At 39.5% G+C, this 14,510-nt stretch carries 14 protein-coding genes; 11 read left to right on the top strand and 3 right to left on the bottom strand.

Going from position 1 to position 14,510, the window contains the following annotated elements; genetic code table 11:
• The first annotated feature begins 38 nt into the window (after nucleotides 1–38).
• Entirely contained in the window at nucleotides 39–1,523 is a 1,485-nt protein-coding gene (locus MKX97_RS15005) for a 4-hydroxyphenylacetate 3-hydroxylase N-terminal domain-containing protein (protein ID WP_078818594.1), read from the top strand.
• 189 nt (nucleotides 1,524–1,712) lie between these two features.
• Nucleotides 1,713–2,216: a flavin reductase family protein gene (locus MKX97_RS15000; RefSeq protein ID WP_342536356.1), complete on the top strand. Its 504-nt coding sequence runs from the start codon at nucleotides 1,713–1,715 to the stop codon at nucleotides 2,214–2,216.
• Between the two features lie 170 nt (nucleotides 2,217–2,386).
• Here the strand turns inward: MKX97_RS15000 and MKX97_RS14995 are convergent, their stop codons facing one another.
• The 3 genes from MKX97_RS14995 to MKX97_RS14985 form a co-directional block, all read right to left on the bottom strand.
• A complete protein-coding gene (locus tag MKX97_RS14995) occupies nucleotides 2,387–2,926 on the bottom strand; it encodes a chromate transporter (RefSeq protein ID WP_342536354.1) in 540 nt (179 codons plus the stop codon).
• A 44-nt stretch (nucleotides 2,927–2,970) separates the two neighbouring features.
• Nucleotides 2,971–3,540: a chromate transporter gene (locus MKX97_RS14990; protein ID WP_340760546.1), complete on the bottom strand. Its 570-nt coding sequence runs from the start codon at nucleotides 3,538–3,540 to the stop codon at nucleotides 2,971–2,973.
• Nucleotides 3,541–3,656: 116 nt separating this feature from the next.
• Entirely contained in the window at nucleotides 3,657–4,874 is a 1,218-nt protein-coding gene (locus MKX97_RS14985; protein ID WP_342536352.1) for an ROK family protein, read from the bottom strand.
• 276 nt (nucleotides 4,875–5,150) lie between these two features.
• On the opposite strand from MKX97_RS14985, the gene MKX97_RS14980 reads away from it, so the two are divergent.
• From MKX97_RS14980 to MKX97_RS14940, 9 genes are all read left to right on the top strand, one after another.
• Complete coding sequence (locus MKX97_RS14980) at nucleotides 5,151–7,043, top strand: TRAP transporter permease (RefSeq protein ID WP_342536351.1); 1,893 nt, start codon at nucleotides 5,151–5,153, stop codon at nucleotides 7,041–7,043.
• A gap of 54 nt (nucleotides 7,044–7,097) precedes the next feature.
• Nucleotides 7,098–8,111 (top strand): TAXI family TRAP transporter solute-binding subunit, encoded by a 1,014-nt coding sequence (locus tag MKX97_RS14975; RefSeq protein WP_342536350.1) that lies wholly within the window; start codon nucleotides 7,098–7,100, stop codon nucleotides 8,109–8,111.
• Nucleotides 8,112–8,142: 31 nt separating this feature from the next.
• Nucleotides 8,143–9,045 (top strand): MBL fold metallo-hydrolase, encoded by a 903-nt coding sequence (locus MKX97_RS14970; protein ID WP_342536348.1) that lies wholly within the window; start codon nucleotides 8,143–8,145, stop codon nucleotides 9,043–9,045.
• A 209-nt stretch (nucleotides 9,046–9,254) separates the two neighbouring features.
• Nucleotides 9,255–9,800, top strand: coding sequence for a 3-hydroxyanthranilate 3,4-dioxygenase (locus MKX97_RS14965; RefSeq protein ID WP_009498737.1), 546 nt, complete (start codon nucleotides 9,255–9,257; stop codon nucleotides 9,798–9,800).
• Nucleotides 9,797–10,807, top strand: coding sequence for an amidohydrolase family protein (locus MKX97_RS14960; protein ID WP_342536346.1), 1,011 nt, complete (start codon nucleotides 9,797–9,799; stop codon nucleotides 10,805–10,807). The genes MKX97_RS14965 and MKX97_RS14960 overlap by 4 nt, the downstream gene beginning before the upstream one ends.
• Nucleotides 10,804–11,250 carry a RidA family protein gene (locus tag MKX97_RS14955; protein WP_009498735.1) on the top strand — a complete coding sequence of 149 codons (447 nt, stop codon included), beginning with the start codon at nucleotides 10,804–10,806 and terminating at the stop codon, nucleotides 11,248–11,250. The genes MKX97_RS14960 and MKX97_RS14955 overlap by 4 nt, the downstream gene beginning before the upstream one ends.
• A 10-nt stretch (nucleotides 11,251–11,260) precedes the next feature.
• Complete coding sequence (locus MKX97_RS14950; RefSeq protein WP_340760540.1) at nucleotides 11,261–12,730, top strand: aldehyde dehydrogenase; 1,470 nt, start codon at nucleotides 11,261–11,263, stop codon at nucleotides 12,728–12,730.
• Between the two features lie 64 nt (nucleotides 12,731–12,794).
• On the top strand, nucleotides 12,795–13,574 hold the full coding sequence (locus MKX97_RS14945; RefSeq protein ID WP_078818593.1) for a 2-keto-4-pentenoate hydratase: 780 nt from the start codon (nucleotides 12,795–12,797) through the stop codon (nucleotides 13,572–13,574).
• A gap of 29 nt (nucleotides 13,575–13,603) precedes the next feature.
• On the top strand, nucleotides 13,604–14,488 hold the full coding sequence (locus MKX97_RS14940) for an acetaldehyde dehydrogenase (acetylating) (RefSeq protein ID WP_078818592.1): 885 nt from the start codon (nucleotides 13,604–13,606) through the stop codon (nucleotides 14,486–14,488).
• Nucleotides 14,489–14,510 lie beyond the last annotated feature (22 nt).

Below are 14,510 nucleotides of genomic sequence, written 5' to 3'. Positions count from 1 at the left end.
GTCATTATCATACTATCACCATATAGGAGGAATACAAAATGGGTATTAGAACAGGCGCAGATTATATGAAAGCGGTAAAGTCACGGCAACCAGAAGTATACTTGGGAGGTCGACGTATTACAAACCTGGCTGATGAACCAGTCTTCAAGCAACCTATCAAAGAAATGGCCAGACTTTATGATATGCAACACGACCCAAAGTACCAAAATGATATTACGCATGTTTGTGAAGAAACGGGTGAGAGAGTAAACAATGCATTTATCATTCCTAGAAATGGAGAAGATTTACAAGCCCGTAGACGAGTTTTTGAAGTATGGGCAGAAGCCACATTTGGTTTGATGGGGCGAACTCCAGACTTCTTGGCAACTGTGGTAACAGGGATGGCAACGAATGATTGGTTCTTTAGACAGTATGGAGATCGTTGGGGTGATAACATTGTGAACTATTATAAATATATCCGTGATAACGATTTGTTCTTGACACATGCAATTATCAATCCGCAGAATGACCGCAGCAAGGCTTCAAATGAACAAGAAGATGAATTTACCCATTTAGGAGTCGTACGTGAAACGGAGGAAGGTTTAATCGTTCGCGGGTCCAAGATGCTGGCTACTCTTGCACCTGTCACTGACGAGGTAATCATTTATTCGTACCCAAGTTTCAAACCTGGGGATGAAAAGTATGCGATTTCGTTTGCACTCCCTATTGATACCCCAGGGCTTCGTATGTATTGCCGGGAAGAAACTCAAAACGGTGAGCGTTCTACATGGGATCATCCACTAGCCAGCCGGTTCGAAGAGATGGATGCAGTGCTAGTGTTCCATGATGTGCTTGTACCATGGGAACGTGTATTCATCAACCAAAACGTAGAAGCTGGTAACTTATTGTATCCTAAAACAGGCATCAACTTGCAGCCTTCTCATCAGTCAGCTGTGCGCGGCTTAACAAAGATTTCATTTGCAACAGAGGTTGCTTGTTCAGTTGCTGATGCAGTAGGAGTCGACGGATTCTTGAATGTACAAAACCAATTATCCGAGCTGATTCAAGGGGCAGAAACAATCCGTGCATTAGTGCGGGTGGCGGAGTATGAGTATGTTATGACCCCGCATGGTGAGGCCGTTCCTGCTATTGTGCCATTAGAAACGATTCGAGGTATTCTACCGACACTCTACCCACGTGCTATGGAAATACTGCAGACTATCGGTGCGGGCGGATTGCTAATGTCTCCAACAGGAGCTGATTTTGCTAATCCGGAAACAGCAGAAGATATGGAGAAATACTACGGTGGACGCTCAGGAGTATCAGCTGAGCAACGTGTACGACTCTTTAAGTTAGCTTGGGATCTATGTGGCGAAGCATTCGGTCAACGTCTCGTTCAATATGAGCGCTACTATTCTGGCGATCCGGTTCGCAAATTGGGTATGTTCTATAATACGCATAAGCGTAATAACCCATCCTATGAAATGGTAGACAAAGCATTGAGAGATTCTTTGGAAATGGCAAAGGATACAGTTGCCAATTAATGAGGATATAAGTGAGAAAAGCATTATCAGGTAAGAGGTTTTACTTTGATAATGCTTTTTCGTTTATTATTATGGTAATATGAATACTTAGAAAAGTGAATCTAGTAGTTAGATACAATGAAGTAGAAGTGTGCTTATGCTATAATTTTTATGGATTGATATAAAAAGAAAAATTTTTAGGGAGAGATCATGATGAATAAAGAAGAAAAACAGCAAGTCTTTAAAGATATTATGGGGAATTACCCAACAGGGGTAACAGTTGTTACCACTACTACAGGAGATGGAGTACCTGTCGGTTTGACAGTTAACTCATTTGCATCTGTTTCCCTTGATCCACTTATGTTACTTTGGTCCATTGATCATAGAGTTTCTTCGTTGAAAGAGTTCACGGAAGGTGGAAAGTTTGCAGTACATGTATTGGCTGGCGAACAATCTGAACTTTGTAAAACATTTGCAAGCAGACACGAAGATCGTTTCAGTACATGTAATTGGCATCAATCAGAAAATGGGCTACCTATTATCGAAGGTGCTTTCGGCGTGTTTGAGTGTAAAACGTTCAAAGCGATTGAGGCTGGCGATCATACCGTCTTGATTGGCGAAGTAGTAGACCTGAAAGTCGATAGCTCAAAAGATCCGATGCTGTATCACCGAAGAGTATTTGGTTCTATACCGGCAGAGTTTTACAAAGCATAAAAGGTGATGCAGACATATCAATTAGTAGGTGAATCTGTCGAGATTTTATAGACTGGTTTACGAATTTACGTCGAGGGAAAATGACAAATCATGAAAGAGATGAAATTCTAATTAGGTGATCAACACCTTTTTAGTTTACATCTCTTTTATAATGTCTGAAATAAGAAATCTCAACGATAAATGAACATTCCGAATATACCAGCTGTGATAATCACTAATGCTGGATGAACACGAAATTTTATTAATGAAATAAAGGAGACAATAAATATGGCTAATAGCGTTAGAGAGTGAAGTGAAAAAGATCCTATTAATTGATTCGAAATAGCAAATTTAATTGCAGCAAATATTATTAACCCAACAATTATCGGACGTAATCCGTAAAATGCGGATTGTACAATTGGGTGCTTATTAGCCTTTGTGAAAAATATTGAAACCAATAAAATTATTATCAATGAAGGTAAGACCATTCCTGCTGTAGATACTATTGCCCCGCTTAGCCCGGCAGTATGATAACCGACAAAAACAGCGCTATTCGTTGCAATAGGTCCGGGGGACATCCCTGCGATTGCGATAATATCTGTAAACTCCTGAGTGGTCATCCAATTGTGCGAAGTGACTTCCATTTCAATCACAGGAATCATCGCATATCCCCCTCCGAAAGAGATAAGCCCAACCATGAAAAACGTTCTAAATAAGTCTAAAAAAATCATTAGAATTACACCAGCCTTTTCTATTGAGTAGTTGTACTAATTAATCATAGCCCCATTTCATAGCCTAGTTTTACTTTGGTCTTCACTAAAACAACACCGAGTAATGCCCCAGATATAATTACAACAGCTGGATGAATTGAATAGATTAAAAGTATTAGAATAGCAAGTATAGTAGTAATTAATGTAGTTTTATCTATAATTGCCATCTGTCCTATTTTATAAGCTGCAAATGAAATTAAGGCGACAATGGCTGGACGAATACCTTCGAATGCAGCTGCCATCAATGGATTGTTTTGCAGATATAAATATGAGATGCTGAGAATTATAACAATAAAAAATGTTGGTAGTAATACTCCAATCATTGCGCAAATTGCGCCGGGTATTCGTGCTACACGATACCCAATAAACGTGGCGGAGTTGATAGCAATTGCGCCAGGAATCGATTCGGCAATTGCAAATATATCTCCTACATCACTTGTTTCTAACCATTTTTTTCGATATACAACTTCGCGTTCAATTAATGGTATCATGGCATAGCCTCCACCAAACGTAACAGGTCCTATTTTGAGAAATGTAATAAAAATCTCCCAAAGTAATTTCTTTGTTATATTCATATTTATTTGCTCCTTTACAGTTTTAGTATATAAATCCTTCTCTTTAAACCGAAATGGTATAAAGTGTAGAAAAATAGGTCGGACAGTCACAAAATAACTGTCCGACAATATCCTTTTTATAAACTACTTAAATATTTTGTAACTAGAAGTCTCCCAGCTCCGATAGCTGTAGCGTTTTCTCCTAGCTGACCCCGGCTAAAAGATAGTACATGATCGGGAAAGATAATATTGCTTCGTTCGGTAGCTATCTTTACTACAGTGTCATAGAAAATCTTCATATTATATGTGGCTCCATTAACAATAATCAAATCTGGATGTAAAACATTGATGAGGTTTGAAATGCCGATACCTGTGTAATATGCCGCATTTTTTACTATATCACTGGATACTGGGTCATTATTGTTAACAGCTTTACATATATCATCAAAACTAATGCTCTCTATGTCCGTAACTGATTCTGTCAATATAGATTCTTTTCCTTGCTTTAGAGCGTTTATTACGTCGTTTGTAATTGCTCGCATTGACGAATAAGCTTGAACGCAACCATAGCTTCCGCAATAGCATTTCCGACCATGTATATCCACTATCATATGCCCCTGACCATGTATACCGAGCTTATCCGTACCTGGTTTTAACTGACCATCGATTATCATACCTGTTCGACTACCAACTCCTTTTAGCATATATACTACATTGCTGTATATATCCTTGTAATGGTTGTTGTATTCCGCTAATAATGCAGTATTCACTCCATAGTCAATTGTTACTTCTATATCTAACTTTTCTTCAAGAATATCCTTTATCGGTATATCCCTCCATCCATCTGAAGGGAACTGGTAGGGATTTAAGATAATGCCACGTTTACTATCTAAGGGTCCAATAGAGCCAATGCCAATACCTAAGATTTTGTCCTTATTAAGTTTGCTTTCCACTAGCATCCGAATAATAGTTTGCTCAATAAATTTAATTGTTGCATGTGGGGTACTTGATTTATCCATTTTTAATCTAGCTTCACTCTTTACATTTAATTTCAGATCCATTAATAAAACTTTGGTATAAGACCTAGATATATCAATGCCGATTAAAAAGTAATAATCTGCATTAATTTCGTATAAGAATGGTTTTCTTCCTCCACTTGATTCACCAAAGCCGCTCTCAGTTATTACTCCCTCCATTAGTAGATCATCCAATAGCCTTGTACAAGTAGTAGTTGTCAATTTTGTTTTAGCAATTAGATCGTTTTTTGAAATCGGTCCAAATTCGTAGATTAGTGAGAGCAGGTCTTTAAGTCGCTTATCTTTTATTGAATTCTTTTCATAAAGTTCTTTTATCACGCTAAACAACCTCCTATAGTGAATGCCATTTTAGTTTTACTTAGTACCATAAAAGTTTAAAGATTATATTTTATGTTTGAATTATCTTTCATTTTACACATAATTAACTTATAAAACAATGAAATAAAGATAATTTAAAAAACATTTGACTAAAATGGATTTAAGATATATAATTCAGACTATTAAGAAATGAAAGCGCTTTTATGTTGGTTCAATAAGTTTTATATTTTTTATCGCTAGGCATTTTTACTTCCATTAAAGAAAGGATTTGAAAAGATGAGGAAATGGCTTACAGGTATAGTTGCTACGCTTGCTATTTCAATGGCGCTTTTTCACTTATACTCCGGCGGGATTCAATTATTTCCTGCGACACAGCAACGCGCTATTCATTTGGCCTTAGCATTTGCACTAGTATTCCTATTACACCCGTTCTTCAAAAGTAAAGATTCAATTGAAAAAGAACGGAATGGTTTTGGGTTATTGATTAATAGTATTCTAGCTATTCTTTCCTTAGTGGCAGGTGGATATCTAACACTACGATATTTAGATCTCCCATTGGAAATGAGCTCCCCTACATTAACAACAATTGTTATAGGAGTTCTAGTAATTTTATTAACGCTCGAAGTTGCGAGAAGAATGCTAGGTATGGCTTTACCGATTATTGCAATTATATTTTTGGTATATGCATTTATCGGTGATAGACTCCCTTTGATGATACAGCATTCTGGATATTCATTTGAACAGATAGTTACTCAAATCGGTTTGTCAAACCAAGGAGTATTTGGTATACCACTAGGTGTTTCAGCAAGCTATATCGTCTTATTCGTTATTTTCGGTGCAATGTTAGAAAAGTCTGGAGCAGGGAATATGTTCTTAGATTTAGCGATGGGATTAGTTGGTAGATACCGAGGTGGCGCAGCTAAAGTGTCAGTGGTAGCCAGTGCTTTATTTGGGTCCATAAGTGGTAGCCAAGTAGCTAACGTAGTTACAACCGGTGTACTAACCATACCATTAATGAAAAGGGGAGGGTATAAACCTACCTATGCAGCGGCAGTTGAGTCTGTAGCTTCAACTGGTGGGATGATTTTACCTCCAATTATGGGCGCTGTTGCGTTTTTAATGGCAGATTTTTTACAAATCAGTTATGCCCAAGTTGCTTTTGCAGCCTTAATTCCGGCAATCATCTACTTCGTAGCTATCTTTATTATGGTTGACCTTAGAGCAGCTAAAGAAGGATTACAAGCCACAGAAGTTGAGAATAAAGTAAATTTGAAAGAATTGATGTTTAAAAAAGGGCATTTGATGCTTCCATTAGTAATACTTGTTGTTCTATTGATGGTTTTCCAAATGACAGCAAATAATGCTGCCTTCTGGGCCATTATCTCAGTTCCTATTGCTTGTTTGTTTAGGAAGGAAACTAGGATGTCAATGGGACAAATATACTCCGCTCTGCAAGAAGGTGTAAAACTATCTTTAATGGTAGTAGCAGCTTGTAGTGCTGCTGGGATTGTCATAGGCGTTATTGATATGACTGGAATGGGTCTTCGTTTTTCCAGCGTTCTCTTGGAGTTGTCAGGTGGGAGTTTATTATTGCTTTGTATTTTAACAATGTTTGCCTCAATTATTATGGGCATGGGATTACCGCCCGTAGCCTCCTATTTGGTATTGGCAATTCTTGCAGCGCCTGCCATGGTGGACTTAGGTGTTCCTCCTATCGCCGCACATTTATTCATCTTCTATTATGGAACTCTATCGGCGATTACACCACCAGTTGCGTTGGCAGCTTATGCGGCCGCAGGTCTATCCAAAACTAGTCCGATGAAAGTATCTTTGGTTGCATGTAGGCTCGCATTAGTAGCGTTCATTGTTCCATATATGTTTATTTTCGGACCCGAATTGATCTTAATCGGTTCTACAGGATCTATTATATTCGCGACGGTCACAGCTTTAATGGGTGTATATGCTATTGCAGTTTCACTTGAAGGTTATTTTACAGCCAAATTAAATTTCTTTAGTAGAGTAATTTTGTTTGCTGGATCAATTATGCTTATCAGGGTAGATGTTCTATCTTCCGTAATAGGGCTCGTAGTAATAGTGCTTGTGCTTTTATATGAGGGGAAATTTGCAAATAAGACCAATAAAGCTATTTTATTAGACAAGTCTCTATAAGCAATAATAGTGGATAAGTGTAAGAAAAAAGTAAAGGAAAACAGGAGGAATGACATGAAAAAGAATTTAATGTCTATTGTGGTATTACTATCGATACTTTTGGTATTGGCTGCCTGCGGATCGACCGAAACAAGTGACAAGAAGGACGCTGAAGGCAAAACAGCTGGAGTGGTTCCTCTCTATACACCAGGCTCAGGAGGAACTAACTATGTAATAGGAGCAGGAATAAGTCAGTTATTCAATAGCTCTAAAGAGATGCCAGACGTAGTACTTTCAACTGAATCTGTTAATGGATCAGCTGAAATATTGAAGAATTTAATCGCTCGCAAAGATAAGGGGAAAGCAGCCTTTGGGGTACCGGCGTCAGACATTGCAACTAATATTTATGAAGGTAAAGATCCTATTATCACAGGTGAACACCAAGAGTTAAGAGCGGTTACATGGTTTAGTTATGCGGCTATTCATATCGTAGTTCCCGAAAATTCTAAAGTGAAATCTATTGCTGACTTGAAAGGTAAAAAAGTTGGTGTCGCTCCTAAAGGAAGTTCGCCATACAACTTTATGCAAACTCTATTGGAAGATGAGTATGACATGTCGTTCGAAGAGGATGTAAAAGTAATTCCGCTCGGAAACGCCGAAATTAGTGAAGGTCTTCAAAATGGGAGTATTGATGTTGGTATTTTAACTGGATTTATTCCAGCACCATTGATAACGGAAGTAGCCCAGTTAACGGATGTAAAAGTAATTCCTTTTGATGAAAGTGAATTGGATTCTTTTACGGAAAACCATCCATACTATTCATCTATGGAAGTTAAGGCAAACACGTATAAAGATCAAAAAGAAGATATTACAATTGGTGCATTTGAAACAATGCTGTTAACACATGAAGATGTAGACGATGAAATGGTTTATAACTTAACAAAATTCATTATGGAAAATGAAGAGAAAATAAAAAAGGTTCACAGCTCATTTGATATTTCACCAGAAAATGTTTCAAAGGGGGTTGTGATTCCTTTCCATCCAGGCGCGGTTAAGTACTTTGAAGAAAACGATATACAGTATGAGTGATTAGAAAAATAGAACTTTAAAGGGAGGAACAATGATGACCAAATTAAAAGTTACAATGCTTGGTACTGGAAGTCCGTGGCCTGACGTAGAAAGATCAGGTCCGGCACAAATTTTATGGATTGATGATCAGCCTATTTTAATAGACTGCGGTGAAAAGGTTTCCTATCAACTCAGTAAAGCGAATATAGACCTAGCTTCAATAGATTATGTTTTTTTAACGCATCTTCATGCTGATCATATTTTAGGGTATGGACAATTCTTGTTAGGAAGATGGTTCAGTAGTAGAAAAAAGCTGACTCTAATAGGTCCCAAAGGCACTAAACAGTTTCATCAACAGATTTTAAAAATGTATGAAGAGGATATCGCGTATAAATTATCTCTTGGCAGACCTTCTGAAGGGTTGTTAGATACAAATATAATTGAAATTGAGAGCTCTGGCGAGATAGAAATTGATTTGCCCAAACAAGTCAAGTTGAGAACTGCTGAAATGATTCATAGTATTTTGACATATGCTTACCGTTTCGACACAGGTGAGCAATCCGTTGTCTTTTCTGGTGATACGGCTCCAGTTGATGAGTTGGTTAAATTATCTTTGAATGCCGATACCATGGTGGTCGATTGTTGCTTGGCACCGAACAAAATATACTCAGAAAATATTAGCGAGGAAAGAAAAAGAATCTGGAAAGAATTACAGAAAGAACATTGTGATCCTGAACAAGCAGCCAAGATGGCGAGCCAAGCTGAAGCGAAGCAATTAATACTTACACATTTTCTTCCAGGTACACTTACTGACATCACTCATTTGCTGGCAACAAAGCACTTTGCGGGAGAAGTTATAGTACCTGCTGATTTAGATGAAATACTTGTGCCAGGTCGTAAGTCTAGAGAATCTCTCTCAAATGGTCAACTCGGAAAAAAGTATAGTAGAGCGTAAAAAAACAAGAAAATTTATTGAAAAGATTCTTACTATTCCACATGGTGAAATAATTGCGTGGAATGATGTATGCGGTTTCATTATAGTAAAGATACAGTTACTAGAGTAAGAGAGGGTGTTGTATTTGCCGTGATTCTGCACTAGTGAAGTACAAAACATGTTCATCCGTTTTGCGAAAAATAACAAATTAAAATAATGGAGGGTTTCAAATGACAAATTCTACAATTAAAAAACTTAAGGCGTTTAATCTGTTACAGTGGATCGAAGATAATAAAAATGAGTTAAAGCCACCTGTCAACAACAAAGTATTATGGGAAGATTCAGAGTTTATTTGTATGATTTTAGGCGGACCGAACAGACGACGTGATTTTCATGTGGACCCTTCTGAAGAATTCTTCTACCAAATTAAAGGTAGTTGCTATGTAGAGGTTATTAATTTCGAAGGAAAGCGCGAAGTAGTAGAAGTAAAAGAAGGGGAAGTATTTATGCTCCCAGCTATGATGCCACACTCTCCTCATCGCGTAGCGGATACTTATGGACTAGTGATCGAGCGTAAACGAGACGAGGGAGAACTCGAAGATTTCGTTTGGTTCTGTGAAAACTGTGATCAGCAAATGCATAAAAAGACGGTTCAGCTGACAAATATTGAAACACAGGTTAAAGGTGCAATCGAGGAGTTTAATAGTAGCGAAGAGCTTCGTACATGTGATAATTGCGGTCACGTAATGTCTGAAGAAGTAGGTTTGTGGAAATGAGAGTAGACTTTCATACACATATCATTCCTGAAGATATCCCTAATTTCGTTGAGAAATTCGGCGGAGGTCGTTGGCCTACTTTAGAAAAAACTTGCTCTTGCGGCGCGAATATTATGGTCGAAAGCAAGGTGTTTCGAGAAGTGACGGATCAAGTTTGGAGTCCTGAAAAGCGCATTGAGGATATGGATGCGGAAGGTGTAGATATTCAAGTTCTCTCTCCTATTCCTGTAACATTTTCTTATTGGGCAGATGGGCAACAAGCAGAAGAAATGTCTAAAATACAAAATGATTTTATTGCTGAAACTGTAAAGAAGTATCCAGATCGTTTTATCGGGCTGGGCACGGTTCCTTTACAAGACGTTGAAGTTTCAATCCGTGAAATGGAAAGATGTGTCAAAGACCTTGGTTTAAAAGGCATAGAAATCGGTACGAATATCAATGGGAAGAATTTGGATGATCCAGATTTTACAAAGTTCTTTGAAATGGCAGAGAAGTGGGAAGTTCCGTTGTTTGTTCATCCGTGGGAAACGCTCGGTAAAGAAAGAATGCCACGACATAATTTTATGTACACAGTCGGCATGCCAAGTGAAACAGCCTTAGCTGCTGCCAGCTTGATTAATGGAGGCGTAATGGAAAAGTTCCCTCGATTGAAAGTGTGTTTTGCACACGGAGGAGGCTCTTTCCCATATATCTTGCCACGTCTGGATCAGGGGTGGAAAGTTTGGCCTCATTTGAGACAAACAACTGAACTGCCTAGTTACTATGCAAAGAACTTCTATTTCGATTCTTTGAACTACGATCCTTTAAATCTTAATTATTTAATTGATCGTTTCGGTTATGAAAAAATTGTAATGGGTTCAGATTATCCCTTCTTATTACGCGAAATTCCTCCAGGGAAAGTTGTCGACGAAACGGTTAATTTAACTGATGAACAAAGAGAAGCGATTCTAGGGAGAAACGCATTGGAGTTCTTAAACATATCAGTAAAGGAAGAGATGAAAAAATGACACCTGAAGAAAAACTAAAAGAGTTAGGGTTGGAGTTACCTCCATTACGTCCCTCACTTGGAGATTATGTCCGGTGCGTTCGCACGGGAAATCTATTGTTCACTGCTGGGCAAGGAGTAGATCAGTACCACGGTAAACTGGGAAGAGATTTGACTGTCGAAGAAGGTTACCTGGCAGCTCAGCAATCTATGCTGAATTTGATAAGTGTAGTCAAAGAAGAAATTGGAGAACTAAGTAAGGTAAAGCAATTTGTAAAAGTTCTGGGCATGGTCAATAGTACAGAAGATTTTACAGATCAGCCTAAAGTGATGAACGGTGCTTCCGATTTAATTGGAAAAGTATTTGGTGAAAAGGGTAAGCATGGGCGGTCGGCAGTTGGAATGTCACAGCTCCCTAACAATACAGCAATAGAAATTGAGATGATCATCGAGATCGAAGAGTAGGAGGAAGATCATGGCTAACGAATTAGTAGCAGACAATACGACTGTCCAAGATGCAAAGCTATTTATTGATGGACAGTATGTAGACGCAATTTCAGGAGAAACTTTCGATACAATCAACCCTGCAACCAACCAAAAGCTTGCTACGGTGGCGAAAGGCGGAGAGGAAGACGCCAACCGTGCGATTGAAGCTGCGCATAAAGCGTTCGCAAGCGGCGTTTGGAGCAATATGCCGGTTGAAAAACGTTCCGAAATATTGTGCCGGATGGCTGATTTGATTCTGGAAAAAGTCGAACAACTTGCTTATGTAGAGACGTTGGACGTCGGAAAACCAATTCGCGAAAGCCGCGAATTTGATATCCCGCGTGCTGCATCAAACTTCCGCTTCTTTGCTGAGATGGCGAAGTATATGGTACACGAACATTATGACATGGCTAACCACATGTCCTACGTACAATACGCTCCGGCGGGTGTTACTAGCTTGATCATTCCTTGGAATCTTCCGTTCATGCAAATGACATGGAAAGCATCAGCTGCATTGGCGGCAGGAAATACTGTCGTTATTAAACCGGCTTCCGACACACCTTTAAGTGCAGTTTTGCTTGGTGAAATTGCAAATGAAGCGGGCTTGCCTCCAGGCGTTTTGAATATTATAACAGGTCCTGGAAGTACAGTCGGAACGGTGATGGCGAAGCATCCCTATGTCCAGCGTATCTCGTTTGTAGGTGAATCGGAAACCGGAAAGACTGTTATGCGAAATGCAGCAGAAAACCTAACACCGGTTTCATTGGAGTTAGGTGGAAAGTCAGCAAATATCGTATTCGAAGATGCTGATTTAGACGAAGCGGTAGAAGGATCTATTGAAGCGATCTTCCGCAATCAAGGAGAAATTTGTTTGGCAGGTTCTCGAATTCTCGTACAGGAAGGCATTTATGAGAAGTTTCTTGAAAAGTTTGTTGCCGCAGTAAAAAACATTAAGGTTGGCGATCCAACAGATGAATCCACAGACATGGGTGCTCTGGTGTCAAAAAGTCATTTAAAAGAAGTGGCGGACTATGTACAAATTGGTCTTGATGAAGGAGCTAAACTTGCTTATGGCGGTAAGATGGTAGAGAGCCTGCCAGAAGGAAACTTCTATGAACCGACTGTCCTGTATGATGTGCATAATAAAATGCGTGTGGCACAGGAGGAAATATTCGGACCAGTGCCTGTGATCATTCCTTTCAAAACGGAAGAAGAAGCAATAGAAATCGCAAACGACTCTATCTATGGTCTGGCGGGAGTTGTCTGGACGAACGATCTACGACGCGGTCAGCGCGTGACATCTCAAGTACACTCCGGTCTACTGTGGGTAAACTGCTGGTACGTCCGTGACTTACGCACTCCATTCGGAGGGGCAAAAGCGAGCGGGATAGGAAGAGAAGGCGGCCGTCACAGTTTTGATTTCTATACCGAAGCGAAGACTATTACGATAAAAAAATAAACGAACAGCGAAAGGTGGCATTGCGCCCGCCTTTTGTTGTTTTAACGCAGGAGGATGGAGTACCGTGTCTACTAAAATTGAAAGTTATGCATCAGAACTATTGGAAGCAGAGAAAAAATGTAAAGGGATTGCACCTTTAACGGAAAGAGATAGTTCACTGACAGTAGAAGATGCTTACCATATACAACTCGAAATGGTTAAACAGAAATTGGCCGAGGGAAAGAAGATTATTGGAAAAAAAGTTGGTCTCACAAGTGTAGCAATGCAAAAAATGTTAAATGTTGATGAGCCGGACTATGGCCATTTATATGATGATATGGAATTAAAAAATGAAACTTCTATAAAAGTAAGTACGATGGTGGCACCGAAAGTCGAAGCCGAAATTGGTTTTGTGTTGTCAGAAGATCTGGTAGGTCCCAATGTGACCTATTTAGACGTCATGATGGCAACGAAATATGTGGTCCCTACTATTGAGGTCATCGATAGCCGTGTTGCAGACTGGAATATTAAATTGATTGATACAGTAGCTGACAATGGATCAAGTGCAAAAGTTGTAGTAGGAGACAAACAGACTACGTTGGAAACATTGGATTTGAGAACAAATAGTATGGTGCTTTACAAAAACGATGAGTTAATCGCGACCGGAGCAGGAGCTGCCGCACTTGGTCATCCGGCACACGCTGTTGCTTGGTTGGCGAATAAGCTGCATGATTTTGGCATCACGTTGAAAAAAGACGAATTGATCTTACCGGGGGCGCTATCTGGGGCTGTCGTTGTAGAAGTGGGAGATACGATTAAGGCAGATTTTGGTCCGGTTGGCTCTGTCACCGTGCACTTTGAATAAAGGATAGATGAGAAGAAGGGAGCATGACAATGGAGAAAATTAAAGCAGCCATCATCGGTTCTGGAAATATCGGAACAGATTTAATGTATAAACTAGAACGCAGTGATGTCATTGAGTTAACAGCTGTAATTGGGATCGAACCGGAGTCTGATGGACTAAAACGGGCAAAAGAGAGAGGCTACCAAGCTTTCTCTACTGGTATTCAAGCGATCATCGATCATCCTGAACTTGCGGATATTGTGTTTGATGCTACCTCTGCAAAAGCGCATATTCATCATGCCGAAGTTTTAAAAAAGTTAGGGAAGCTTGCAATTGATTTAACTCCAGCTGCCATAGGACCGTTTTTCTCCCCGGCTGTAAGCTCTGATGAGAAATCACGAGAGTTGGATAATGTCAATATGATTACTTGTGGCGGACAGGCGACGATTCCGATCGTACATGCAATCAATAAAGTGGCGGACGTTACATATGGAGAAATCGTTGCGACTATTTCAAGTTTAAGTGCAGGTCCGGGTACACGAGCAAATATCGATGAATTTACGATTACAACTCGTCGTGGAATTGAAGAAGTAGGCGGTGCGGATCAAGGAAAAGCACTTATCATTTTAAACCCTGCTGATCCTCCAATCTTAATGCGTGATACGATTTATTGTGAAGTGAAGAATATGGATGAAAAGGCTATACAGGAATCCATCGAAAATATGGTAGAGACTGTCAAGGAGTATGTACCTGGGTACCGGTTAAAGCAAGCACCATTGTTTGAAGGGAACGTTGTCACGGTCTTTGTGGAAGTGGAAGGGGCTGGCGACTATTTCCCTGAGTATGCCGGGAATCTTGATATTATGACGGCAGCTGCGACGCGGGTTGCGGAGGATTTTGCACGGTCGATGCTAGAGAAAAAATCTCTCATCTAATGAGTCGGAAGGAGCAACGTAC

This window comes from Sporosarcina sp. FSL K6-3508 (assembly GCF_038615825.1).
In the GTDB taxonomy this organism is placed as follows: domain Bacteria; phylum Bacillota; class Bacilli; order Bacillales_A; family Planococcaceae; genus Sporosarcina; species Sporosarcina newyorkensis.
This window is presented reverse-complemented; position numbering and strand designations above follow the sequence as displayed.